Consider the following 22,739-nt stretch of genomic DNA (forward strand, 5'->3'; position numbering starts at 1 on the left):
CCCCCCCCCCCCCAACGCGCGGGGGGTGACGGGGGCGGCCGAGCATCTGGCGAAAACCACGCAAGCCATCGGGGAGCGGGTGGTGGCGTCGGCGGGCGTCGCCCATCGGGCGGCGTCGGACGCGCGGCGGACGGATGAACTGGTCGCCGGGTTGACGCAGGCGGCGGATCGGATCGGCGCGGTGATTCAGTTGATCGGCGAGGTGGCGGGTCAAACGAATCTGCTGGCATTGAACGCCACCATCGAGGCCGCGAGGGCCGGGGAGGCGGGCAAGGGGTTCGCCGTGGTCGCCAGCGAAGTGAAATCGCTGGCGGGCCAAACCGCCAAGGCGGCGGATGAAATCATCGGACACATCGGAGCCATTCAAGGCGCGACCGGAGAGGCCGCCGCCGCGTTGCGCAACATCGCCGTCACCATCGATGAGATGAGCCGGAGTTCAAGCGAAATCGCGTCGGCCATTGAGTTGCAGACCAACATGACGGGCGACATTCTGCGGAACATCCGGCAACTGCAAGAGGGAACCGGGGAAATCGCCAGTCAGGTCAATGGCGTGATGGAGGGGGCGAGCGAAACGGAGCGGGCGTCGCGCGCCGTCAACGGCGCCGCCGTCAGTCTTCAGCATCGGGCCGACGAGTTGGATCGCGAAATCAGCGGCTTTCTGGACGGGGTGCGCGCCGCGTGACGCGAAAGCGGCGAAGCCATTCGGTGAGGACCGCGCCATAAAAAAACCCTCCCGCGCCCATTTGGCGCGGGAGGGTTTTTTACGACGAGCGATCCGTCTTGACGGCTGTTGTCGTCAGCGCGCCGCGCGGTTGGCCGCGCTGACCAGGGCGCGCAAGGATGCGGTCACGATGTCGGCGTCCATGCCGACGCCGAACAGGGTACGGCCGTCGCTGGTCTTCACCTCGAAGTAGGAGCAGGCCTGCGCGTCCTCGCCCTCGCCGATGGCGTGTTCGCGGTAATCCAGGACGTGCAGGTCAACCCCGCAGCCTTGGCGCAGCGCGTCGACGAAGGCGTCGATCGGCCCCTTGCCGCTGCCCTTGATCGTCTGGGTCTTGCCGTCGCGCGTCACCACGGCGTTGACCACGCGGGCGCCGGAATTCGGGCCGCGCGCCTCGGTCGCGTGCTCGATCAGGGCCAGCGGGCTTTCGGCGTCCAGATACTCGGCCTTGAAGGTCTCGTAAATGTCGGTCGGCGACAGCTCCTTGCCGGTTTCGTCGGCGACGCGCTGGACGATCTTGGAAAACTCGATTTGCAGCTTGCGCGGGATTTGCAGGCCGTAATCCTTTTCCAGCACATAGGCGATGCCGCCCTTGCCCGACTGGCTGTTGATGCGGATCACCGCCTCGTAGCTGCGCCCCAGATCCTGCGGGTCGATGGGCAGATAGGGAACCTCCCACTTGCCGCTGTTCGACTTCGACAGCGCCTTCAGACCCTTGTTGATCGCGTCCTGGTGCGAGCCGGAGAAGGCGGTGAAGACCAACTCGCCAGCGTAGGGGTGGCGCGGGTGGACCGGCAATTGGGTGCAATATTCGGACACGCGGACGATTTCGGCGATGTCGTTGACCGACAGGCCGGGATCGACGCCCTGGGTGAACATGTTCAGCGCCAGCGTCACGACGTCCACATTGCCGGTGCGCTCGCCGTTGCCGAACAGGGTGCCTTCGACGCGGTCGGCCCCGGCCAGCAAGCCCAGCTCCGCCGCCGCGACGCCGGTGCCCCGGTCGTTGTGCGGGTGCAGGGAGATGATGGCGCTGTCGCGGTTCTTCATCGTCTTGCAGAACCATTCGATCTGGTCGGCGTGGACGTTCGGCATCGACATTTCGACGGTCGAGGGCAGGTTCAGGATGATCTTGCGCTCCGGCGTCGGCTGCCAGACCTCCATCACCGCTTCGCAAATCTCGACCGCGAAATCCAACTCGGTGCCGGTGAAGCTTTCCGGGGAGTATTGCAGGACGATTTCGGTGTCCGGCGTCTCGTCGGCCAATTGCTTAATCAGCTTGGTCCCGGCGACGGCGATGTCGATGATGCCCTGGCGGTCCATGCCGAACACGACGCGGCGCTGCAACTCCGAAGTCGAGTTGTACAGATGGACGATGGCGCGCTTGGATCCCTTGATGCCCTCGAAGGTGCGGCGGATCAGCTCCTCGCGCGCCTGGGTCAGGACCTGGATGGTCACGCCGTCGGGGATCTTGTTCCCGTCGATGATCTCGCGGCAGAAATCAAAATCGGTCTGCGAGGCGGCGGGGAAGCCGACCTCGATTTCCTGAAAGCCCATGCGCAGCAACAGATCGAACATGGCGCGCTTGCGGTCCGGCCCCATCGGCTCGATCAAGGCCTGGTTGCCGTCGCGCAGATCGACCGAACACCAGATCGGGGCCTTGTCCAGCACGCGCGACGGCCATTGACGGTCGGTCAGCTTGACCGGCGGGAAAGGCGTGTATTTGTCGGACGGCTTGACGGTCGAGGCGGTGTTGACGGCGGTGGCGGTCATGGCGTGTCTGGCTCCTGTGCGGCCCCGGATCGCGGTCTTTGCGGATCAAACGGGGCTTTCGTGTGTCTCGATGCGGAAAAGGCGGGGCCGGCGATGCCTACGGTCGCGGAGCCGCCGGTGTGGCTCAACGACCGTTGCTAAGTCGCAGCCCCGGCCTCAGCCGGGAGATGGCGCGGACGGCGCCGATGCAAACGTCACTCATTGGAACAGACACTTCGACCGATGGAAAAGGCAAGGCGAACGCGGCAACCCGGACGCTTTAGAGCGCCGGGCTGGCAAGTCGAAGAAGGGCGTTCGGACGGTCGATGATGGTCATGGCGCGCACTGTGCGCAGGCGCGGCGCCGCTGTCAAGCGCCCGATTGCGGTCCTGCGCAACAATCACCAGAAGAGGTGATAGAGCGTCGGCAGCAACAGCGCCGTGGCCAGCCCGTTCAGCCCCATGCCCAGCCCGGCGAAGGCCCCCGCCACCTCGTTCACCTGCAAGGCGCGGGCGGTGCCGATGCCGTGGGCGGCCACCCCCATGCCAAAGCCGCGCGCCCGCCAATCCTTGACCCGCACCAGATTGAGCGCCCAGGTTCCAAAGGTGGCGGCGATGATGCCGGTCAGGATGACGAAAACGGCGGTCAGCGAGGGCAGGCCGCCGATCTGCTCCGACACGCCCATGGCGATGGGGGAGGTGACGGATTTCGGGGCCATCGACCGCAGCGTCGCCGCCGACCCGCCAAAAACCCAGGCCAGCGCCACCGCGCTCAAAGACGAGGCGGCGGAGCCGACGAGCAAGGCCACAAGCATGGCCAAAGCCGATTGGCGGACCTGTCGGAACTGGTTGTAGAGCGGCACCGCCAGGGCGACCGTCGCCGGACCCAACAGGAAATGGACGAACTGCGCGCCCGCGAAATAGGTGCGGTATTCGATGCCTGAGGCGGTCAGAACCCCGGCCAGCAGCAGGACGGCGATCAACACCGGATTCAGCACGGGACGCCGCCCGAATCGCTCGAACGCCCACAGGCCGATCTGATAGGCGACCAGCGTCATGGTCAAACCGGCGAGCGGGCTGGCCGACAGATAGACCCAGATTTCCCGCAGATCGCTGTTCAAGGCGCCGTTCATGGCTGAGTTCCCGGATTGGCGGCTTCGTTGGGGGCCGGGCGCAGCAGGACCGCCATCACCTTGGCGGTGACGGCGACGCCGAACAGCGTGCTGCCGAACAGCGCCAGAATGATCGGCAGCGCTTCGGCGCTCAGCCGGTCGGCGTGGGTCATCACCCCGACGCCCGCCGGAATGAACAGCAACGACAGATGCCGCAGGATGCCGCCCGCCGTGTCCTGCACCGCGCGCGGGACGCCGCCGCGCAGCAGCAGCCCGGCGAACAGGAGCAACATTCCCAGCACCGGCCCCGGTATCGGCAGATGCAGCAACCGGGCGATCAACTCCCCCGCCAACTGGCAGAGCAGCAGAATGGTGAGGGTTCCAAGCATCGGGCGATCTCCGGGCAAACAGTGACGGGGGAGGGCGAAACGATACCCCAGCGCGTCGCTTTCGACATGCCGCAGCTTTGCCGATCGGCTGTGCGGGAATGGCGCCGCCGAGCGGCATCATCCGAACGTCATAGATCGTCACTTTGAACAATGAGACAGACGGTCGATCCCTCGTTCAGTTGTCAACAGGGCACATGGGGCGGGGTTTTTGTTGAAAGCGCCGATGATGTGCAGATTCCATTTGACACGTCTGGGCGGGGCGGTGCGGTAGGAAAATGTGATTTTCAAGCAATATCAATTGGTTGCTATAATCGCCTATTTTATAGGCAAACATAGCGCACCCCTTGAATCCTCTGCGTCGAATCGGGGATGCCCCAGACTTCTCAACACACTTATCCACAGACTCTGTGGAGAGAGTGGCGGGGCCGGGGCGGGGCGCGCGATGAAACGGTTGCCCGTCATGGCTCCTCTGCGTTTAATGATAGGGCGTTTGGCGGAGGCCGCCAGAGAGCTTGACGGGTGGAGCGGACAGCCATGGGAATGTTTGATTTTCTGAAAGTTGCGGTGAAGGACAAGAAACCGGCCAAACCTGCCCGGATGTCGGTCAGCGTGGTCGAGTTTGACGGACGCAGCTTTCCCATCGCGGCGCTGACCACCAAGGGCTTCGCGACCAAGGCCTTCGACGGATCGCTGATCCAGGGTCAGAACGCCCGCGTGACGGTCAGGGTCGATGATCCGGCTGGCAAATTCACGTTCGCCGCCACCATCACCGTCACCGACGTCAAGGACGGCAAGCTGATCGGCGCGTGGACCATGCTGCCGACCGAGGTTGAGGACGTCATCCGCAAATACGCGCAGATCCGCAGCAAGCAGCCGGGCGGCAAGTAAGCCCCTTCCCCCGATGCGCCCAGGGCGTCGGGGGGCCGATGGTCAGGATGATTGCGCAGACAAGACCCGTCCGAACGCTCAATTGCGCGTGGCGGGCGGGGTGCTGGCGGTTGGGGCTGGCGAGGGCATTCCGGCGTTGACGATCTTGGGCAGGGCCAGCGTGCGCATGCGGTCCAGCCATTCCGACAGGGTGACGAATTCGCAGCCCTTGCCGCGCAACTCGGCGATGACGCGGGGCAGGGCCTCCGCCGTGCTGGCGTATGTCGAGTGCATCAGGAAGACGCTGCCCGTTCCGGCGGCGGTCTTGATGTGTTCCACGATCTTGTCGGCGTTGCGCACCTTCCAATCGCGGGTGTCCACCGTCCACAGCACCGACCCCATCTGTTCGCTGCGGGCGATGCCCAACAACCCATCGGAATAACGGCCATAAGGTGGGCGGAACAGCACCGGGTTGGCGCCGAAACTGCGCAGGATGCGGTTGGTTTCGGCAATTTCATAACGTTGAGCATCGGCCCCCATCGCGCGCAGATCGGAATGGGTCAGGCTGTGGTTGCCGATCTCGTGGCCGCTGGCGACGAAGTCGCGGATCAGGTCGCCCTGATGCTGGGCGACGCGGCCCACGGGGAAATAGGTGGCGTGGACGCCCTCTTGATTGAGGATGTCCAGGATCCGTCGGGTGACGGTGCGGTGCGGGCCATCATCGAAGGTCAGGGCGCAGAGATTCCAGCCTTCCCGCTTCAAGGTCGCGGGCATGACGTCCAGGCGGGAATCCGGCATCACCGAGCGCAGACGGCCTTTTCTGCGGCTGTGCTGCTCGATGTCGGCCATCGTGCGGGCGTCTTCTTCGTTGTAAATCACCGTGCCGTCGGTCGGCGGAGCGGCGACGATCATTCCAGGCGGCGGCGCCAATGGCGTCGCCAGGGCCGTGGCGATGGGGGCGAGAACCGATGGAGCGGGCAAGACCGTCGCTGGCGCCTGGACAATGGCGGTTGGTTGGTTGGTGGTGATTGGCGGCTGCGGGGCGGGCGGGGTGGTGACGACGGTCGGGGCGGTTGTTGGCGGCGTCGCGCCGATCGCAGGAAGCGGCGCCGGGGTGGTCGCAGACGGCTTTGTCACGGGAACGGTGATGGTGCTGTTCGCGGGCGTGGCGGGTTGCGGTGAGGTGGTGGCGGTTTTGGTCGAATCCGTGTTGGCGGTGGCGACGCCGGACGTGACGGGCGCGTCGACGATCAGGCAGCCGAAACCGGCGCCGACGATCCGTCGGCACAACTGTTGCGCGTCCATGTCGGTCGTCGTCGAGGCGCGGAGAACAGCGCCGCCAGCCTCGCTCTTTCCATCAAGGAAGGAGACTTCGGCTTTCAAACCGCGCGTCAACTCCGGCTGCCGCCGTTGCAGGCTTTCCCAGGCGTACCAAGCGTCGCTTTCCCGCGAGAACAAGCCGAGTTGCAGCAATGGGGAGAGGTTGGTTTTGTTGGCGAGCGCCGCTGTGGCGGCGGGCTGAGCGGTCGAGGCCGAATCGATTGTTTTGCCGCCGGTCTTGCTGGCGGTCGTCTTGCCGTCCTTGCCCTTCCGGCTGGCGGCGCTCTTGGAATCCGACGTTTTGGCGGCGGTGGACTTCCCGGACCGCGTCGCCGACGCGCTGTGCCCGGAGAGGTGTTTGGCGTCGTTGCGGGTCCCGCCGAAGGCGGGCGGCGCAAGCAGCGATCCCAGCAAGGTCAACGCAACCAGATGCCCCAAGGCGCGCCGCCGGAATCGACGGTTGGACAGGAGGGCGACGGGTCCGGGCAAGCTCAACATGTCGTGTTCCGTCTGTTGGCCCAGCCACTAGTCGCAGGACCGCTCGTAGGTCCGGGTCAATAACATCACGAAGGTCCTATTTCAAATGACAAGCAGAAAAACAGGGGTGTTTGTGGCAATTTGTGGGCAAGCGTTGCCATTGTGAAACGCCACGGCGTTTAAGGGCTGTCTGAACCGGGGCGTCTCCCCGGTTCAGACGGCGTTTCACGCCCGCGAGGCGGGAGGGGCCGACGCGGTTTCATCGGCGCGGTCATAGACGTCGGGGTGAAGACGCACGCCCCCATTGTCGTCCACAGTGGCGGTCCAATAGACGAACTGCACCGGAAGCGGTTGGGCCAGCTTGACCCATTGCGGTTCTGGCTTGTCCAACATGTGGTTGATGCGGTCGGGCGTCACGTTGACGTCGGCCAGCAGAATTTCCGCCATCTTGCGGGCGTCTTGAAGCCGGACGCAACCGGAACTGATCGTCCGCACCTCGCGGTCGAACAAATGCGGCTCGTTGGTGCCGTGCAGGTAGATGTTGTACGGGTTGGTCAAGTTGAAGCGAAAACGGCCCAGCGCGTTGTGATTGCCCGGCTGCTGAACGATGCGGACGCGGCCTGGCGTCACCGCGCTCCAATCCACGGTTTCCGGCGCGACCTCGACCCCATCCAGATAGACGATGGCGTGCTGGATCCCTGGCGTGCCCTTGGCGCGCAAAAGAGGAAGCTTGTCTTCCTTCAACACCGTGGGGGGGACGGTCCAGGTTGGGTTGACGATCACGTGGGTGATCTGATCCTGGAGAAGCGGGGTGGAGCGCGAGGGACGACCGACAATGGCGCGCATGGTCAGCGTCATTTCACCGTTGCGGACCAGCGTCGTGGTTTGATCGGGCAAATTGACCAGCAGAACCGTGTCGGGCGCCGTGTCGCGGAACGCGCGCATCGCCGTGGCGCTTTGGCGCATTTGCGCGGCGGCGTCCGCCGGGCTGCGGTCGAGCGCGGCGCGGGTGCCGCCGCCGACCAACCCATCGGGGCGCATGTTCTGGGAAACCTGGAAAGCGCGAACGGCCTCGTCGATCACGCGGGTGAATTGATCCGTCGCCTGGTCGGCGGGCAGATGGCCCAGTTCGATCAGGCGCTGGGAGAGGCGGGCGACGCGTTCCCCCGAACTGCCTTTTTTCAGCAGGGCGCCGTCGCCGATGCGATCGCTTTTCAGATCCGGCTTGCTGTCCATCTCCAGGGCTGCGGAGTCCAGCCGGTCGGCCCATAGGGTCAGGGTGTCCCGATACGGAGCAGCCTTGGCGGCGGGGGCAATCGTCAGCAGCCCAAAGACGATTCCGGCAATCCCGGCGAAGACGGCAATCGGTCGGGCGCTAGAAAACGTCCAGGCATTGCGGGCTGCGGTGACTGCGGACATGCGAACGATCCTTATATCCAGGTGGGTTTCCCATGCTTGGAACCCTGAACCAACGGTGCATAAGCAATTTATGCATTGGAAGCGCGGAAGGCGAGGCGGGCGGCGTCAAAGGGCCGATATGGTTTTGAAGTGTGACCTTCCTGCCAACTTTGTGCCAATGAGGGGCGGGAACAGTCGTGCATTTTAATCACAGTTGTAGAATTTTTCGATTGCGTGGGCTTCGGGGGTTCCCTATACGGATAACCGTCCGGGAAAGATTACCAGAATTTGGAACGTCCCGGATCGGCGCTGGTGGCCGGTCGTGAACCGGTTGCGGGCGCCATGCGACTCGCCAAACACGCACAGCCAAAGAGGTTTCGGGATGCTTTTGGGGGATGATGAGCGTGCGGCTCCACACATGGGGCGGCGCGGTTTCCTGAGCTTTGCCGCAGCGGCTCTTTCGGCGGCGGCTGTTCCATCACTCGTTACGGCGACGGCGGCCCCGGTTTTGCTTGGATCGTCGTCGGTCGAGGCGTCGCCGCTGACCGGGTCGGTGCGCCGCCTCGCTTTGCACAACGTCAACACCCGGGAAAGTTTTGACGATGTGTATTGGGCGGATGGCAATTACAGGCCAGAAGCGCTGAAAAAGCTGGATGTCTTGTTGCGCGATCATCGCGCCAAGCAAGTGTGCCGCTATGATCCGCGCCTGTTCGACCTGTTGGCGCGGGTTCACGCCAGCGTCGAGTCCGATGCTCCGTTTGAGGTGATTTGCGGCTATCGCTCGCGCCGAACCAACGCGATGGCGCGGCGTCGGTCGCGTGGCGTCGCCAAGGAAAGCTATCACACCCGTGGCATGGCCATTGACATCCGTCTGCCCGACGCCCAGTTGCGAGGGATTTCGGAGTTGGCGAAGTCCATGCAGGCTGGCGGCGTCGGTTATTATCCGCGCAGCGGTTTCGTTCATTTGGACGTGGGGCCGGTTCGCACCTGGTGAGTGCGCCGGGGTGCGCGTGAGTCGGTCCGTGGGCTGTCTGGTTCGGCGGGCGACGCGTGGGTTGTTTCAGAAAACCCCCGGCGAACCACAGGGCTCGCCGGGGTTTTTGTTTGGGGCGACGGCTGAAATCCGCTTGGCGAATGTGAACGACCAGCCGTGGATGATCGCCTTGTCGGTCGGAGGTGCGTAGCGTGGTGCGGCTGTTCCGCCGCGCTATTCGCGCGCTGGGGGTTTGCTCGCGCGCATGATGTCCGTCGGATCCCAAACGGCCCCATGGCGCCGTCGAGGCTTGGCGCCGTCCTTTCCGTTGGCGCCGTCCGCTGCGGCGGGCTTAAGGCGGGGGGGCGTGTCGATGCGGGCGTGGCGTGAGGCGGCGCGTGTCGACGCCCCGTTGCCGGTTGAACGCGGGCTTTCGACAGGGTTGACGAATTTTGACGCGGCGCCATCCGACGGCGCGTTCGGATCAAGGAGGCTGGCGTCGGGATTGCCGCTGTCCTGCGGTTCGCGAATCCCAGGCGACAGAGATGACAAGAGGGACAGCAGTTCGTCCGACACATGGCTGGGCGCGGCGCGCCAGAGGCGCAGCAAACGCGCTTCCCGGCGGCTGATCTGGCTGTCGTTGATCGACGACGCGTCCTCTCTGCTCGACGGCGCGCGGGGTTGATCCGGATTGTCGTAGCAATCAAAAAAGAAGCTGACAGGAACGTCAAGGACTTGACCCAGACGATACAAAGTTCCAGCCGAAATTCGGTTGGATCCGCGTTCGTATTTTTGAACCTGCTGAAATGTCAGACCAATGGCTTCGCCCAATTTTTCCTGGCTCATGCCCAGCAAGGTGCGGCGCATCCGCACCCTTTGACCAACATGGGCGTCAACAGACCAGGATTCTGGCGATCCGCGTCGCCCTCTCTTGCGCGCCGTCGGTCCCGTCATTTCCAATGGTCTCCAATGCTTTAAAATGGCTTTGAAACGAAGCTTGCTCTTTGCGAGAACGAAGAGATTGTTTGCACGTCCTTTGTCCTCTTTCAAGAGGAAACTTTTTAATATTCGACTCCCCATGTCATATTCCGATAGGTCGGCGATGGGACGGCAACATTCGGTGGTCGGAAGTCTGTTACAAAATTGAATTCTTCTGCGATGTCACGGACAATATGCCGATATGTGAGTGTTGCAAGTGAACGACATTCGTCGTGTGCTGTGTCTGCGGCCAACGGCGGCGCGCGTTGTTGCTCCTAATTTTGTTTGATATCGAATGGTTTCCGGCGAAAATTATCCTGTTACAAGAAAAAAACACGAAAAATCTGTTCGCGATGAATCTGTTTTAAGAAATTGAAGAGAAAATGCTGTTTTTCAACCACTCTGCCTTTGAGCGACCATGCTCGCAAGGCGACGCAAAGCCATCAACCCATGCAACGCAAACACTCGGTTTGTGATTGTTAACATATTGATAACCAACGCCAAGCGCCGCCGCTCACATCATCGCAATCCCGAACGCGCGCGTTTTCCTGCCCGGCGCATGTCGGCCTCGTGCTAGACAGTGAACCAACAGATTTTGGCCCAAACCATGTGGGACGCCCTTCGGCCATGACTCCCAGGCAAGCCCTTCAACAGCGACTCGCCGCGCTGGACGCTCACCTGCGCGCGGAAAACCCGAACCTGCTGCCGGTCCTTCCCACGTTTCGCGCCTTTGATCGGCTGCTTGCCGGGTTGGGGTTGATCGGTCCGTATGAATCGCTGACCACGCGGATTCCCTGGTGGCCGATGGTGGCGGTGCTCGGCACCTTTTCAGCGGGCAAATCGACCTTCATCAACGGCTATCTGGGCGAGGCGCTGCAAAGCACCGGCAATCAGGCGGTCGATGACAAGTTCACGGTGATTTGCCATGGCCAACAAACCCGGAAGGAGGCGTTGCCCGGCGCCGCGTTGAACGCCGACCCGCGCTTTCCCTTTTACCGCATCTCCGACGAGATCGAGAAGGTGGCCTCGGGCGAAGGCAAGCGCATCGACAATTATCTGCAATTGAAAGCCGTCAGCGGGGCGCGGACCAAGGGCAAAATTTTCGTCGATTCGCCGGGCTTCGACGCCGACGACCAGCGACGCTCGGTTCTGCGTCTGGTCGATCACATCGTCGATCTGTCCGATCTGGTGCTGGTCTTCTTCGACGCCCGCCATCCCGAACCCGGCGCCATGCAGGACACGCTGCGTCATCTGGTGGCCAAGACGGTCAACCGGGCCGACGCCAGGAAGGTGTGTTACATCCTCAATCAGGTGGACACGACCGCGAAGGAGGACAATCTGGAGGCGGTGTTCGGCGCTTGGCAACGGGCCATCGCCCAGGCCGGTCTGGTGTCCGGTCGCTTTTACGCCATTTACGATTCCCACTCGGCGGTGGTGATCGAGGACGAGGCCCGGCGCTTGCGGTATGAGGCCCGGCGCGACGCCGATCTGGCGGACATCCACGCCCGCATCGCCGAAGTGGAGGTGGCGCGGGCCTACCGCATCGTCGGCTCGATCGACAGTCTCGGCAAAGAGTTGGAGGGGGAGGTGGTTCCAACGCTGCGCGACGCCATCGCCCGCTGGCGCCGTCGGGTTCTGGTTGCGGACGCCGTGTCGCTTGCGCTCTTGGCTGGTCTGCTCGTTGGCGTGGCGCAACTGGTTGGCGGCGGCGTGTCGGGCGTCGCCGATTGGTTGATGGAGGTCAACCCGCTGTGGTTCTGGGAACTGCCGATCCGATTGGTCGGAGCGGCGGCGCTGTTTGGGGCGCTGTTCCTGTCCGGCCATTTCTGGCTGCGCTCCCTTTTGGGCCGTCGGGTGGCCCTGTCGCTGCCTGAACGGTTTGGCGACGTGGATCTCAACCTGCGGCAGGCCTTTTTGAAGAACACGCGCTTTTTCCGCTCGATCTTCGCCAAGCGCCCGACAGGATGGGGGAGCAGGGCCAATAAGCGGATTTTCGCCATCAGGGAGGCGACGGCGGTGCATGTTCAACGCATCAACGATCTCTACACCGATCCCGCCGGACGACGCGACAAGCCCGGCCCCACGACCTAAACGGTCCGACAGCCTAAAGGGGAGTTGGCGGCCCGGAGAAGAGACTTTACAGGGCCGCCATGAACCGCCTACACCTAACGATACTCGGGTATTCTTTTTCGGATCAGCGCGCGGCGCCTGTGTTGGGGAGCGAGGGGGATGAGCCATCATTGGACCAGCGCCCTGCGCGGCGCGTTGGTCGTGGTCGGGCTGCTGGCGGCGGTCGGGCCGGTCAGGGCCGAGCTTTCCGCCGTGACGCCGGAGCTTGTCACCGGGCCTGACTTCGCCCCCTTCACCGGCGACGACCTGCCGCAGGGCGGGCTGATGACCGAGCTGGTTCAGCGGGCCTTCACGTCGGCGGGGCGGAGCTATGGGGTGCGTTTCGTGCCCTGGAAGCGGGGCTATGACGGGGTGGTTTCCGGGCGTTTTCTGGCCAGCTTTCCCTTCGTCCGCACGCCGGAGCGTGAACGCGACGCCCTGTTCTCCGATCCGCTGATCGAGGTGCGGCAGTTTGTCTATATGTCGACCCACACGCGGATGAGCTTCACCGGGCCGGAGGATTTCCGGGGGCGGGTGGTCTGCGCGCCCATCGGCTTCGCCCTGCCGGTCGAACTGAGCGCTATGGTTCGCCAAGGCGAATTGACGCGGGAAACGCCGTCGGATCTGACGGCCTGTGTGCGCATGGTGGCCACCGGGCGGGCCGACGCCTTTGTGCTGGACGAATACACCGGCAGCACGGCGGTGATTAACGCTGGAGTCATCAACGACATTCGGGTGGCGGAGCGACCCTACGCCACGGTGTCGCTGCATCTGATCGTCGGGCGGGTGACGCCGGACGCTCCGGCGATCCTGGCGGGCTTCAACGAGGGGCTGAAGGCGCTGAAAAGCAGCGACGCTTATCAGGAAATGCTGGCCCGCCACACCGCCGTGGCCCCGCGCTGAACGATTTCCGGGGGCAAAACGCGCGGTCGCCATGGACAGCGCGATGCAGCGTGCTATAAACGCGCGGTTTCGATCTTGGAAGGGGGCGCGGGCCGTGGCCATCGACGCGTCGGTTCTGGTCCTCAACGGACCCAATCTGAACATGCTGGGGGTTCGCGAGCCGCAAATTTACGGCTCGATGACGCTTGACGACCTGGAGGCCGCCTGCCATGAGCGGGCGGAGCAAGCCGGGTTGACCATCGACTTCCGGCAGTCGAACCATGAGGGCGAGCTGGTCACATGGATCCAGCAGGCCCGCACGGAACATGACGGCATCGTCATCAACGCCGGCGCCTACACCCACACCTCCGTCGCCATCATGGACGCGCTGATCCTGTCAGAGCTGCCGGTGATCGAGGTGCATCTGTCCAACATCTTCAAGCGTGAACCGATCCGTCATCATTCCTATATTTCGCCGGTGGCGAAGGGCATGATCTGCGGCTTCGGGCCGCATGGCTATCTTCTGGCGCTCGACGCCATCGCGAACATCATCGACCGCGATTAAGGAAACGGGAACGACTGACATCATGGCGAGCTTCGACATCGACGGCGATCTGGTCCGCAAGCTGGCGGAACTCTTGCGTGAGACGGGCTTGAGCGAGATCGAGTTCGCCGAAGGCGAAAAGCGCATCCGCGTCACCCGCCCGACGGCCCCCCAGGTGACGGTCGCCCACGCGCCGGTCGCGGCGGCCCCGGTCGTGGCGGCCCCCGTTGCGGCGGCGGTCAAGCCGGGCAACCATCCGGGCGCCGTCACCTCGCCGATGGTCGGCACGGCTTACACGGCGGCGGAACCGGGGGCGACGCCCTTCGTCCGGCCCGGCGACGTGGTGAAGGCCGGTCAAACGGTCCTCATCATCGAGGCGATGAAGGTCATGAACCCGATCAAGGCGCCGCGCGGCGGCACGGTGGTCGAGGTTCTGGTCGGCGACGCCCAGCCGGTCGAGTTCGGCGAAGTCCTCCTCATCATCGAATAAGCGGAGCCATCCCTTGGCGATGTTTGAAAAGGTTCTGATCGCGAACCGTGGTGAAATTGCTCTGCGCATTCACCGCGCCTGCCGCGAAATGGGTATCCAGACCGTCGCGGTGCACTCCACCGCCGACGCCGACGCCATGCATGTCCGGCTTGCGGATGAAAGCGTGTGCATCGGTCCGGCCTCGGCGCGGGAAAGCTACCTGAACATTCCGGCGATCCTGTCGGCGGCGTCGATCACCAACGTCGACGCCATCCATCCCGGCATCGGCTTCCTGTCGGAAAACGCCACCTTCGCCGAAATGGTGGAGGAGCATGGCTTCACCTTCATCGGCCCCACCCCGGAGCACATCCGGGTCATGGGCGACAAGGTGACGGCCAAGAAGACGGTGATGGAGCAGGGGTTGCCGGTGGTGCCCGGCTCCGACGGCCCGGTCTCGACCTTGGAAGAGGCCGAAGCGGTCGCCCACAGCGTCGGCTATCCGGTGCTCATCAAGGCGGCGGCGGGCGGCGGCGGCAAGGGCATGAAGGTCGCCCGCAACCCGGACCAGATCAAGGAAGCCTACCAGTTGGCCCGTGGCGAGGCGCGCGCCGCCTTCGGCAACGACGAGGTCTATCTGGAAAAATACCTGGGTCGGCCCCGCCACATTGAAATCCAGCTCCTGGCCGACACCCACGGCCATTGCGTGCATTTCGGCGAGCGCGACTGTTCGGTGCAGCGCCGTCACCAGAAGGTGATCGAAGAGGCGCCCAGCCCGGCCTTGACCGTCGAGCAACGCGCCTTCATCGGCGACCTCGCGGCCAAGACCACGGCGGCCATCGGCTATCGCGGCGTCGGCACGATGGAGTTCCTCTACGAAGACGGGCAGTTCTATTTCATCGAAATGAACACCCGCCTTCAGGTCGAACACACGATCAGCGAGATGATTACCGGGGTTGATCTGGTGCGCGAACAGATCCGCGTCGCCGCCGGGGAACCGCTGGGCTATGGCCAATCCGACATCCGCTTTGAAGGCCACGCCATCGAATGCCGGGTGAACGCGGAAAACCCGGAAACCTTCATCCCGTCGCCGGGCAAGATCGACGGCTACCACGCGCCGGGCGGTTTGGGCGTGCGCGTCGATTCGGCGCTTTATGACGGCTACCGCGTGCCGCCCCATTACGACAGCTTGATCGCCAAGCTGGTCGTTCATGGCACGACGCGCAACGAGTGCCTGATGCGTCTGCGCCGCTCGATTGAAGAGTATGTGATTGGCGGCATCCAGACCACCTTGCCGCTGCACAGCCGGATCATCGCTGAACAGGCGTTCAAGGACGGCGACTACGACATCCATTGGTTGGAACAGTTGATGGCCAAGGGGCAATGATCCTAGGCTGAACAGTTTGGTCTCAAAGTAAAAAGCCCTTCGTCCAACCCGGACGGAGGGCTTTTTGTTTGGTCTCTGACTTAATATGTCAATGCATTCATATGAAATATCTAATTTGACATGCATGTTGCGCACATTTGATCTGCGTCAGTGCGGTGGGAGAGGGGGAAACTTAGACAGCCAACCATTCGCCCACACGCTCGGCTTGCGCCGCCCTTGCCCTCTCAACTCAGCGAGTTCACGACCATGCGCCTGAACGAACCGATCACCACCCGTGAAGTTGAGATGGCCGACGGCGTTCTGTTGGTGTCGCGCACCGACACCGGCGGGCGGATCACCTTTGTGAACAAGGCGTTCGTCGAAATCAGCGGCTATGCGGAGAGCGAGTTGATCGGCGCGCCGCACAATCTGATTCGTCACCCGCATATGCCGTCGGCGGCCTTCGCCGATCTGTGGGCGACGGTGAAGGATGGGCGGCCATGGGAAGGGCTGGTCAAGAATCGAACCAAGACCGGCGATTTCTATTGGGTCCGGGCGAACGTGACTCCGGTGGTCGAGGATGGGCAGGTCACGGGCTACATCTCCATCCGCACCAAACCGTCGCGGGACCAGATCGCGGCGGCGGAGGCGCTCTACGCCGACCTTCGGGAGGGGCGGGCGCCCCATCTGCTGGTGCGCGACGGGCAGGCGGTTCACCGTGGCCCGCTCGCCGCGCTGGGACGTTGGGCGGGCAGCGTCGCCGGGCGGTTGACCATCATTTTCGCCTTCATGATCGCCGCGATGCTGGCGATTGGCGGCGTGACCTTGACCGGCATGGCCGATTCCAACGGATCCTTGAAGGCGGTTTACGAAGACCGCACGGTTCCGGCGGTGCGGATCGGCGACATCCTCGACCACATGCGCGACCAGATCCAGACGCTTCAACAACTGGTGATCGACACCCGCGACGGGGCCGACGCCAAGGTGATGGAGGGTCGCGCGGCGCGGATCGCCGGCAACACCGTGACCATCGACAACCTGTGGGCGGAATGCCTGAAAAGCGATCTGACGGCGGAAGGCCGGGTTCTGGCTGAGCGATTCGCCACGCAGCGCGCCGCCTTCCAGCGCGATCTTCTGACCCCGGCGCTGGAATTGGCCAAGGGCGGCGATTCGCTGCGGCTGGAAGTGCTGGTGCGCGACAAGGCGGCGACGCTCTTTGACGCGGCGCACGCCACCAATCGCGCGCTGCTGGATCTGCAAATCCGGGTGGCCAAGGCCGATTATGAGGCGGCGGCGGCGGATTTCCGCTGGCATCTGAGCTTCAGCCTGGTGGCCGGAATTGGCGTTCTTCTGGCGGCGATCCTGTGCGGCCTGCTGTTGCTGCGTTCGGTGCGCAAACCGTTGGAGCGCTTCACCGCCGATTTCGACGCCATCGCCCGCAACGATCAAACGCACATCATCGATTTGCCGACCGCCGTCGAATTTCACCCCTTGACGGGCCAGTTGCGTGGTTTGAAAGCCCGGCTCGGCTATTCGGTGCAGGAGCGGGTCGAACGCGCCCGGCAGGCGGACGAGGACCGCCGCCGCGCGCTGGAAAACATGGCCTCGACCGTCGAACGCGAAGCCGGGCGGGCGGTGGAGGAGGTCGCGGCGCGCACCGGCGCCATGGCGACCGACGCTGAGGGGATGTCCGGTTCGGCGGAGCGGGTCAGTCTGAACGCGCAAACGGTGGCGTCGGCCGCCGGGCAGGCGCTGGCCAACGCGCAAACGGTGGCGGCGGCCAGCGAGCAACTCGCCGCGTCGATCCGTGAGATTTCCACGCAGGTCGCCCATTCCAGCGCCGTGACCCGGCGGGCGGTGGAAAACGGCCAAGCGACCCAGATCACCATTCGGTCGCTGTCGGAAACGGTGGCCAAGGTTGGCGAGGTGGTCAATCTGATCCAATCCATCGCCGGGCAGACCAACCTGTTGGCGTTGAACGCCACCATTGAAGCGGCGCGGGCGGGCGAGGCGGGCAAGGGCTTCGCCGTGGTCGCCAGCGAGGTCAAGAATCTCGCCAATCAGACGGCGGCCTCGACCGAGGAGATCACCCGGCAAATCGCCGCGATTCAAACGGTGACGTCGGAGGCGGTCCGGGCGGTTGAGGAAATCGGCGCGACCATCGCTGAAATCGACCACATCGCCGGTTCCATCGCCGCCGCCATGGAGGAGCAGACGGCGGCGACGCAGGAAATCAGCCGCAACGTGGTGGAAACTTCGACCGCCGCGCAGGAGGTGTCACGCCGCATCGCCTCGGTGTCGGCGGAGGCGGACCACACCGGCGAGCAGGCCAGCCAGGTGAAGCACGGCTCCAGCGACGTCGCCCGCGCCATCGAGGATCTGCGTCAGGTGTTGGTCCGCGTCGTCCGCACCTCCACCGGCGACGCCGACCGTCGGCGCAAGCCGCGTTTCCGGGTGGACGAGGCGGGCGCGCTGTTGATCGGCGGCGGACGTCACCCCGTCGCCATCCACAATCTGTCGTCGGGCGGCGCCATGATCGATCCCGTGACCGGGGTCGAGGGTGGGTTGACGGCGGGGATGCGCGGGACGCTGCGGTTGAACCGCTTTGGCGTGGAAACCGCCGTGTTCGTCAAGGCGGTGGAGCGCAACCGCGTCCATCTTGCGTTCGACCAGGAGTGCGCGCAGGATTTCGCCCAGGCGGTGGCGACGGCGACGAAGGGGCTTGCCCCGATTGACGCCGCCGCGTGATGGTTCTCTGGTCAGCGTTGGCGCGATGAACGCTCGGCTCACGGCTTCGACAACCGTTCGCCATGACGCCTGTGACATTTTGCAGACTGCGGTGGTGATCGATGGTGATTACAATGGCGGTTGCGAGAGCGGAAGGGGGCGTGGGTCGCGTGCTTTTCTCCGTTCGCGATGATGGTGCACAGCTAGGCTCGGATCATGGCGCTCACCTGTCCGGTTCGATTCCGGCCAAACCTCCCCAAGACTCGCTCGTTGCGTTTTAAGAGTGGGGCGTCTCGGCGCCGTCCGCCAACGCCGCATCTGCAATTGGTGATCGACGCCGTTGGCGATGGCCTGTGGGACTGGAACATCCAGACCGGCGCGGTGTGGTTCAGCCCGCGCTGGCAGACCATGCTGGGGTTTGACCCTGAGGAGGTCGAGCCGCATGTCCGTTTTTGGGAAACCCGTGTTCATCCCGACGACCAGGCGATGGTTCAAGCGGCGGTCCAGGCTCATCTTGACGGCTTGACGTCGGCCTATCAGTGCGAACATCGGGTGCGGGCGAAGAACGGCGATTGGCTGTGGATGCTTGACCGAGGTCGGGTGGTTGAATGGGACGCGGCGGGCAAGCCGTTGCGGATGATTGGCGCGCACACGGACGTGACCGCTCGCAAGCGGGCCGAGGCGGAGTTGCGGGAAAGCCGCCTGCAACTGGACGCGATTCTCGACAACGCGCCGGTTGGCGTCGTGCTGGTGGACGTTGAACGGCGGATCCTGCGGGCCAACGACGCCATCGTCCGAATCTTCTTGCGCCCATTGGATGGGCTGATCGGGGCCAGCGCCCGGCTGATTTACGGCGATGACGCCGTTTATGAGGACATTGGGCGGCGGGCCTATCCGATTCTGGAAGCCGGAGGGATCTTCGACGAGGAAACGATGATGCGGCGCAGCGACGGCGCCAGCATCCGGTGCCGGCTGATTGGCCGTTCGGTGCGCGGCGGGGATCCCGCCCTGGGCTTCATCTGGGTGATCGAGGATGTGACGGTGCGCCGCCGGGCCGAACAGGCGTTGAGCGACCGCGCTGGCTTCCAGCGGGTGCTGTTGGACACGGTTCCGGTGCCGATCTTCGTGCAGGACGTGTTGGGCCATTATGTGGACGCCAACAGCGCGTTTGAGCGTTGGATGGGGTTTGACCGGCAATCCCTGTTCGGCAAGACCGTGTTCGATCTCGCGCCGCCCGACTTGGCGGAAATCGACGAGGCCGCCGACCGCGCCCTGTTGGCCGATCAACAGCCGCAAAGCTACGAAACGCAATTGCGCTGCGCCGATGGAACTTTGCGCGACGTGCTGTTTTCCAAGGCGGTCTATTGCCGGGTTGGCGGCAAACCGGCGGGGATCGTCGGCGCTTTGATGGACATCAGCGAACGCAAACACGCCGAACAGGCCTTGCAGGAGCGGCAAGAGTTTTTCGAGCAAATTTTTGTGGCGAGTTGCGCGATCAAGCTGCTGGTGGATCCCGAGAGCGGGCGGATCGTGGACGCGAATCCGGCGGCGGCGGCCTTTTACGGCTATCCATTGGAGCGGTTGCGGGACTTGCGAATCGGCGACATCAACACGCTGAGCGAGCAAGAGATCGCCGAGGAAATGCGCAACGCCAAGATGGAGCGGCGCAAGCATTTCCAATTCCGCCACCGTTTGGCGTCCGGCGCCGTGCGCGACGTCGAGGTTTACAGCAGCAAGGTCGTGGTGCATGGCCGTCCGCTGCTGCTGTCGCTGGTTCATGACATCACGGAACGCTGCTTGGCCGAGCAGAAATTGAAGCGGAAGACCCGCGAGTTGGAGCGCTCCAACGCCGAGTTGGAAGCCTTCGCGTATGTGGCGTCGCACGATCTCCGGCAGCCCTTGCGCGTCATCAACAGCTATCTGACGCTGCTGGAACGGTCGATGGGCGACGATCTGGACGCCGACGCGCGGGAGTGCGTCGATTTCGCCCGTGACGGCGCCCAGCGCATGGATCGGTTGATCGTCGATCTGCTTGAATATTCGCGGGTTGGCCGCAAGGCCAAACCCTTCCGCCCGGTGCCGTTGAACGAGGTCGTCGATCTTGCCTTGCTCAACCTGGAGGTGGCGATTCAGGACGCGGGCGCGGTGGTGATGGTGGCGAAGGATCTGCCGACCGTGCCCGGCGACGACAACGAGTTGATGCGGTTGTTCCAGAACTTGATCGGCAACGCGGTCAAGTATCGCGCGCCGGATCGCGCGCCCGAAGTTCGGGTGACGGCGGTTCCTCACGCCGACGGGTGGCGGATCGACGTCCGCGACAACGGCATCGGCATCAGTTTTGACGATCGGGAGCGCGTGTTCGGCATTTTCCAGCGGCTGCATCGGCGCGACGAGTATGAAGGCACCGGCGTTGGTCTGGCGGTGTGCAAGAAGATCGTCGAACATCACGGAGGCCACATCTGGGTGGAAGAACCGCCAAGGGATGATCTGCCGGGCGGCAGTCTGTTTCGTCTGACGCTTCCGACGCTGATGTCGGACGTTCAACCGGCGGGCGAGGCATGATTGCGGTGGCGGCTCGCTGGTTTTTGGAAACGGCGGCGGCGCGCAAATTGCGGGTCATGGGATCGGGTTTGCGGCGTGTCGGCGCCGTGATCGCGGCGCAAGCGGCGGTGACGGCGCTTCTGCTGGTGGCCTATCTGTGGGTGTCCGACGTCTACGCCCGCTTTTTGGTGGCGGAGCACCGAACGACGGCGGCGCTGACGGCGGCCTCGCTGGCGAGTTCCCTGACCAGCGCGCTGAACGAACGGCTGGCCTTGGTGCGCGGTCTGGCCACCTTTGTCGAGGTGGATTCCGAATCCGGGAATTTTCCCAGGGAGTTTCCGCGCTTTGCGGAGGGGGTGCGGCGGTCGGTTCCCGGCGTCCGCAACATTTCCGCCGCGCCGGATTTCATCGTCCGCTATGTGCATCCGATGGAGGGGAACGAAAAGGTTTTGGGCAACAATTTGCTTCAGGACCCGCGCCCCGGCTTCGCCGAAACGGTGCAGCGGGCCATCGTCAGCTTGGACGTCACCCTGCACGGCCCGATGACGCTGATTCAGGGCGGACAGGGGTTGATCGCCCGGCAGGTGGTGCCGAACGGCGGCGTGGGCGGGCGGCATTGGGGGGCGGTTGGCATCGTCTTTGACCTGCGGACCGTGTTGGACGAGGTGCGCTTTGACCGCGTGCCGTCGCATCTGAGCTTTGTGCTGCGCACCGACGCCGGGCAACAGGTGGCGGGCGACGCCGCCGTGCTCCAGCGGGATCCGCTGGTTGAGCGGATCACCTTGCCGGACAGCCATTGGGAGTTGGCCATCGCGGCGCGCGCGGGCTGGTTGGCCTTGGCGCGCGGCGATCAAGCTTATCAGGCGTTCCAGGCCGCCTGTCTGATTTTGGCGTTGCTGATCGAGGTGGTGGCCTTTCTCGCCTTCAGCCGACGGCAAACGCTGGAAAGCTTGGTGGAGCGGCGGACCGCCGAACTTGGCCGGGCCAAGAGCGAGATGGAGCAGTTCGCCTACGCCGCCGCCCATGATTTGCAGGAACCGCTGCGCATCATCGCCAGCTACGCCCAACTGCTCGACAGACAGCAGAAGGGGCGGTTGGATGAGGAAAGCGAGGGCTTCATCCGCGAAATCGTCGATGGCGCCGGGCGGTTGAAAATGCTGCTGCGGGATGTGCAGCTTTTCCTCGCCGAAGACCGGGTGCCGCTGTCCAACACGCCGGTCCTGGCGGAAGACGCCTTGAACAGCGCTTTGGCATTGTTGAAAAAGCGCATTGCGGAGGCCGGGGCGACGGTGATCGTCAGCGACCTGCCGATGGTGCAGGCCGACGAACGGCGCTTGCGGGAGATCTTCGTCGTGCTGGTCGGCAACGCCGTTGAGTATCGGCACAGCTATCGGGCCGCTGAAATCCGCATCAGCCATCGTCGCCAAGAGGGGTATGACGTCATTGACGTGCGGGACAACGGCATCGGCATCGACCCGCGTTTCTGCGATCAAATTTTCGAGGTGTTCCGCCGCCTGCACGGGCGTGACGAGCATCCGGGCACCGGCATGGGGCTGGCGATTGCGCGCAAGATGGTCGAACGGCTGGGGGGGCGCATCACTGTGGATTCGACCCCCGGGGTCGGCAGCGTGTTTTCCGTTTTCCTACCGCATCATTCCTTTCGAGGTCTTTCGTGACTCAGGACGACAGCGCGCCGTTTGATATTCTTCTGGTCGAAGATGATCCCGCCGACGCGGGCTTGGCCAAGCGGGCGCTGCGTGAAGGGCGCATCTTGTGCCGAGTCAGCCATGTCCGCGACGGGGTGGAGGCGATGGATTTTCTGCGCCGCAAGGAGCAGTTTGTCGGCGCGCCCCGGCCCGACCTGATCCTGCTGGATCTCAACATGCCCCGCATGGACGGGCGGGCGGTGTTGCAAGAGTTGAAGGCCGATTCCGATTTGAAGACGATTCCTGTGGTGATTCTCACGACATCGGATGTTGACCGCGACGTGAACGCCAGCTATTTGCTTGGCGCGAACAGTTTCATCACCAAACCAATGGACATGGATGCGTTCTTCGATGCGATCAAAAGCGTTGAGGAGTACTGGTTCCGCGTTGTCCGATTGCCGCGTTGACGGGG

At 63.9% G+C, this 22,739-nt stretch carries 18 protein-coding genes; 12 read left to right on the forward strand and 6 right to left on the reverse strand.

From position 1 onward, the window contains the following. Positions 1 to 682 (forward strand): methyl-accepting chemotaxis protein (locus ACODS4_RS25175; RefSeq protein WP_488868417.1); only part of this gene is annotated, 682 nt, incomplete at its 5' end. A 114-nt stretch (positions 683 to 796) separates the two neighbouring features. On the opposite strand, the gene leuA is transcribed toward ACODS4_RS25175, so the two are convergent. From leuA to ACODS4_RS25190, 3 genes are all read right to left on the reverse strand, one after another. Continuing rightward, positions 797 to 2,494, reverse strand: a complete 1,698-nt coding sequence (leuA, locus tag ACODS4_RS25180) for a 2-isopropylmalate synthase (protein ID WP_488868418.1) — start codon at positions 2,492 to 2,494, stop codon at positions 797 to 799. 379 nt (positions 2,495 to 2,873) lie between these two features. Continuing rightward, on the reverse strand, positions 2,874 to 3,605 hold the full coding sequence (locus tag ACODS4_RS25185) for an LrgB family protein (protein WP_488868419.1): 732 nt from the start codon (positions 3,603 to 3,605) through the stop codon (positions 2,874 to 2,876). Continuing rightward, positions 3,602 to 3,973 carry a CidA/LrgA family protein gene (locus tag ACODS4_RS25190; protein ID WP_488868420.1) on the reverse strand — a complete coding sequence of 124 codons (372 nt, stop codon included), beginning with the start codon at positions 3,971 to 3,973 and terminating at the stop codon, positions 3,602 to 3,604. Before ACODS4_RS25190 ends, ACODS4_RS25185 begins: the two co-directional genes overlap by 4 nt. Before the next feature lie 534 nt (positions 3,974 to 4,507). Here ACODS4_RS25190 and ACODS4_RS25195 point away from each other — a divergent pair. Continuing rightward, a complete protein-coding gene (locus tag ACODS4_RS25195) occupies positions 4,508 to 4,861 on the forward strand; it encodes a hypothetical protein (protein WP_488868421.1) in 354 nt (117 codons plus the stop codon). Between the two features lie 78 nt (positions 4,862 to 4,939). Here ACODS4_RS25195 and ACODS4_RS25200 read toward each other — a convergent pair whose 3' ends face one another. Both ACODS4_RS25200 and ACODS4_RS25205 read right to left on the reverse strand, forming a co-directional pair. Then, entirely contained in the window at positions 4,940 to 6,658 is a 1,719-nt protein-coding gene (locus ACODS4_RS25200; protein ID WP_488868422.1) for a polysaccharide deacetylase family protein, read from the reverse strand. Between the two features lie 204 nt (positions 6,659 to 6,862). Further along, positions 6,863 to 8,056 carry a L,D-transpeptidase family protein gene (locus ACODS4_RS25205; RefSeq protein ID WP_488868423.1) on the reverse strand — a complete coding sequence of 398 codons (1,194 nt, stop codon included), beginning with the start codon at positions 8,054 to 8,056 and terminating at the stop codon, positions 6,863 to 6,865. Between the two features lie 361 nt (positions 8,057 to 8,417). On the opposite strand from ACODS4_RS25205, the gene mepK reads away from it, so the two are divergent. Continuing rightward, a complete protein-coding gene (mepK, locus tag ACODS4_RS25210; protein WP_488868424.1) occupies positions 8,418 to 9,029 on the forward strand; it encodes a peptidoglycan L,D-endopeptidase MepK in 612 nt (203 codons plus the stop codon). 213 nt (positions 9,030 to 9,242) lie between these two features. Here the strand turns inward: mepK and ACODS4_RS25215 are convergent, their stop codons facing one another. Beyond that, positions 9,243 to 10,058, reverse strand: coding sequence for a helix-turn-helix domain-containing protein (locus ACODS4_RS25215; protein ID WP_488868425.1), 816 nt, complete (start codon positions 10,056 to 10,058; stop codon positions 9,243 to 9,245). 555 nt (positions 10,059 to 10,613) lie between these two features. Between ACODS4_RS25215 and ACODS4_RS25220 the strand changes: the two genes are divergently transcribed. The 9 genes from ACODS4_RS25220 (at position 10,614) to ACODS4_RS25260 (ending at position 22,734) form a co-directional block, all read left to right on the forward strand. Then, positions 10,614 to 12,077 (forward strand): dynamin family protein, encoded by a 1,464-nt coding sequence (locus tag ACODS4_RS25220; protein WP_488868426.1) that lies wholly within the window; start codon positions 10,614 to 10,616, stop codon positions 12,075 to 12,077. Positions 12,078 to 12,215: 138 nt separating this feature from the next. Beyond that, positions 12,216 to 12,998: a substrate-binding periplasmic protein gene (locus ACODS4_RS25225; RefSeq protein WP_488868427.1), complete on the forward strand. Its 783-nt coding sequence runs from the start codon at positions 12,216 to 12,218 to the stop codon at positions 12,996 to 12,998. Between the two features lie 94 nt (positions 12,999 to 13,092). Further along, positions 13,093 to 13,542: a type II 3-dehydroquinate dehydratase gene (aroQ, locus tag ACODS4_RS25230; protein WP_119829871.1), complete on the forward strand. Its 450-nt coding sequence runs from the start codon at positions 13,093 to 13,095 to the stop codon at positions 13,540 to 13,542. A 22-nt stretch (positions 13,543 to 13,564) separates the two neighbouring features. After that, positions 13,565 to 14,011, forward strand: coding sequence for an acetyl-CoA carboxylase biotin carboxyl carrier protein (accB, locus tag ACODS4_RS25235; protein WP_488868428.1), 447 nt, complete (start codon positions 13,565 to 13,567; stop codon positions 14,009 to 14,011). Between the two features lie 19 nt (positions 14,012 to 14,030). Beyond that, complete coding sequence (accC, locus tag ACODS4_RS25240; RefSeq protein WP_488868464.1) at positions 14,031 to 15,374, forward strand: acetyl-CoA carboxylase biotin carboxylase subunit; 1,344 nt, start codon at positions 14,031 to 14,033, stop codon at positions 15,372 to 15,374. 246 nt (positions 15,375 to 15,620) lie between these two features. Beyond that, positions 15,621 to 18,101, forward strand: coding sequence for a methyl-accepting chemotaxis protein (locus ACODS4_RS25245; protein WP_488868429.1), 2,481 nt, complete (start codon positions 15,621 to 15,623; stop codon positions 18,099 to 18,101). A 306-nt stretch (positions 18,102 to 18,407) separates the two neighbouring features. Next, entirely contained in the window at positions 18,408 to 20,642 is a 2,235-nt protein-coding gene (locus tag ACODS4_RS25250) for a PAS domain-containing sensor histidine kinase (RefSeq protein WP_488868430.1), read from the forward strand. Continuing rightward, on the forward strand, positions 20,639 to 22,297 hold the full coding sequence (locus tag ACODS4_RS25255; RefSeq protein ID WP_488868431.1) for a sensor histidine kinase: 1,659 nt from the start codon (positions 20,639 to 20,641) through the stop codon (positions 22,295 to 22,297). Before ACODS4_RS25250 ends, ACODS4_RS25255 begins: the two co-directional genes overlap by 4 nt. After that, positions 22,294 to 22,734 (forward strand): response regulator, encoded by a 441-nt coding sequence (locus ACODS4_RS25260; protein ID WP_488868432.1) that lies wholly within the window; start codon positions 22,294 to 22,296, stop codon positions 22,732 to 22,734. The genes ACODS4_RS25255 and ACODS4_RS25260 overlap by 4 nt, the downstream gene beginning before the upstream one ends. Positions 22,735 to 22,739: the final 5 nt, after the last annotated feature.

The sequence above is a fragment of the Azospirillum sp. FG154 genome, assembly GCF_057809575.1.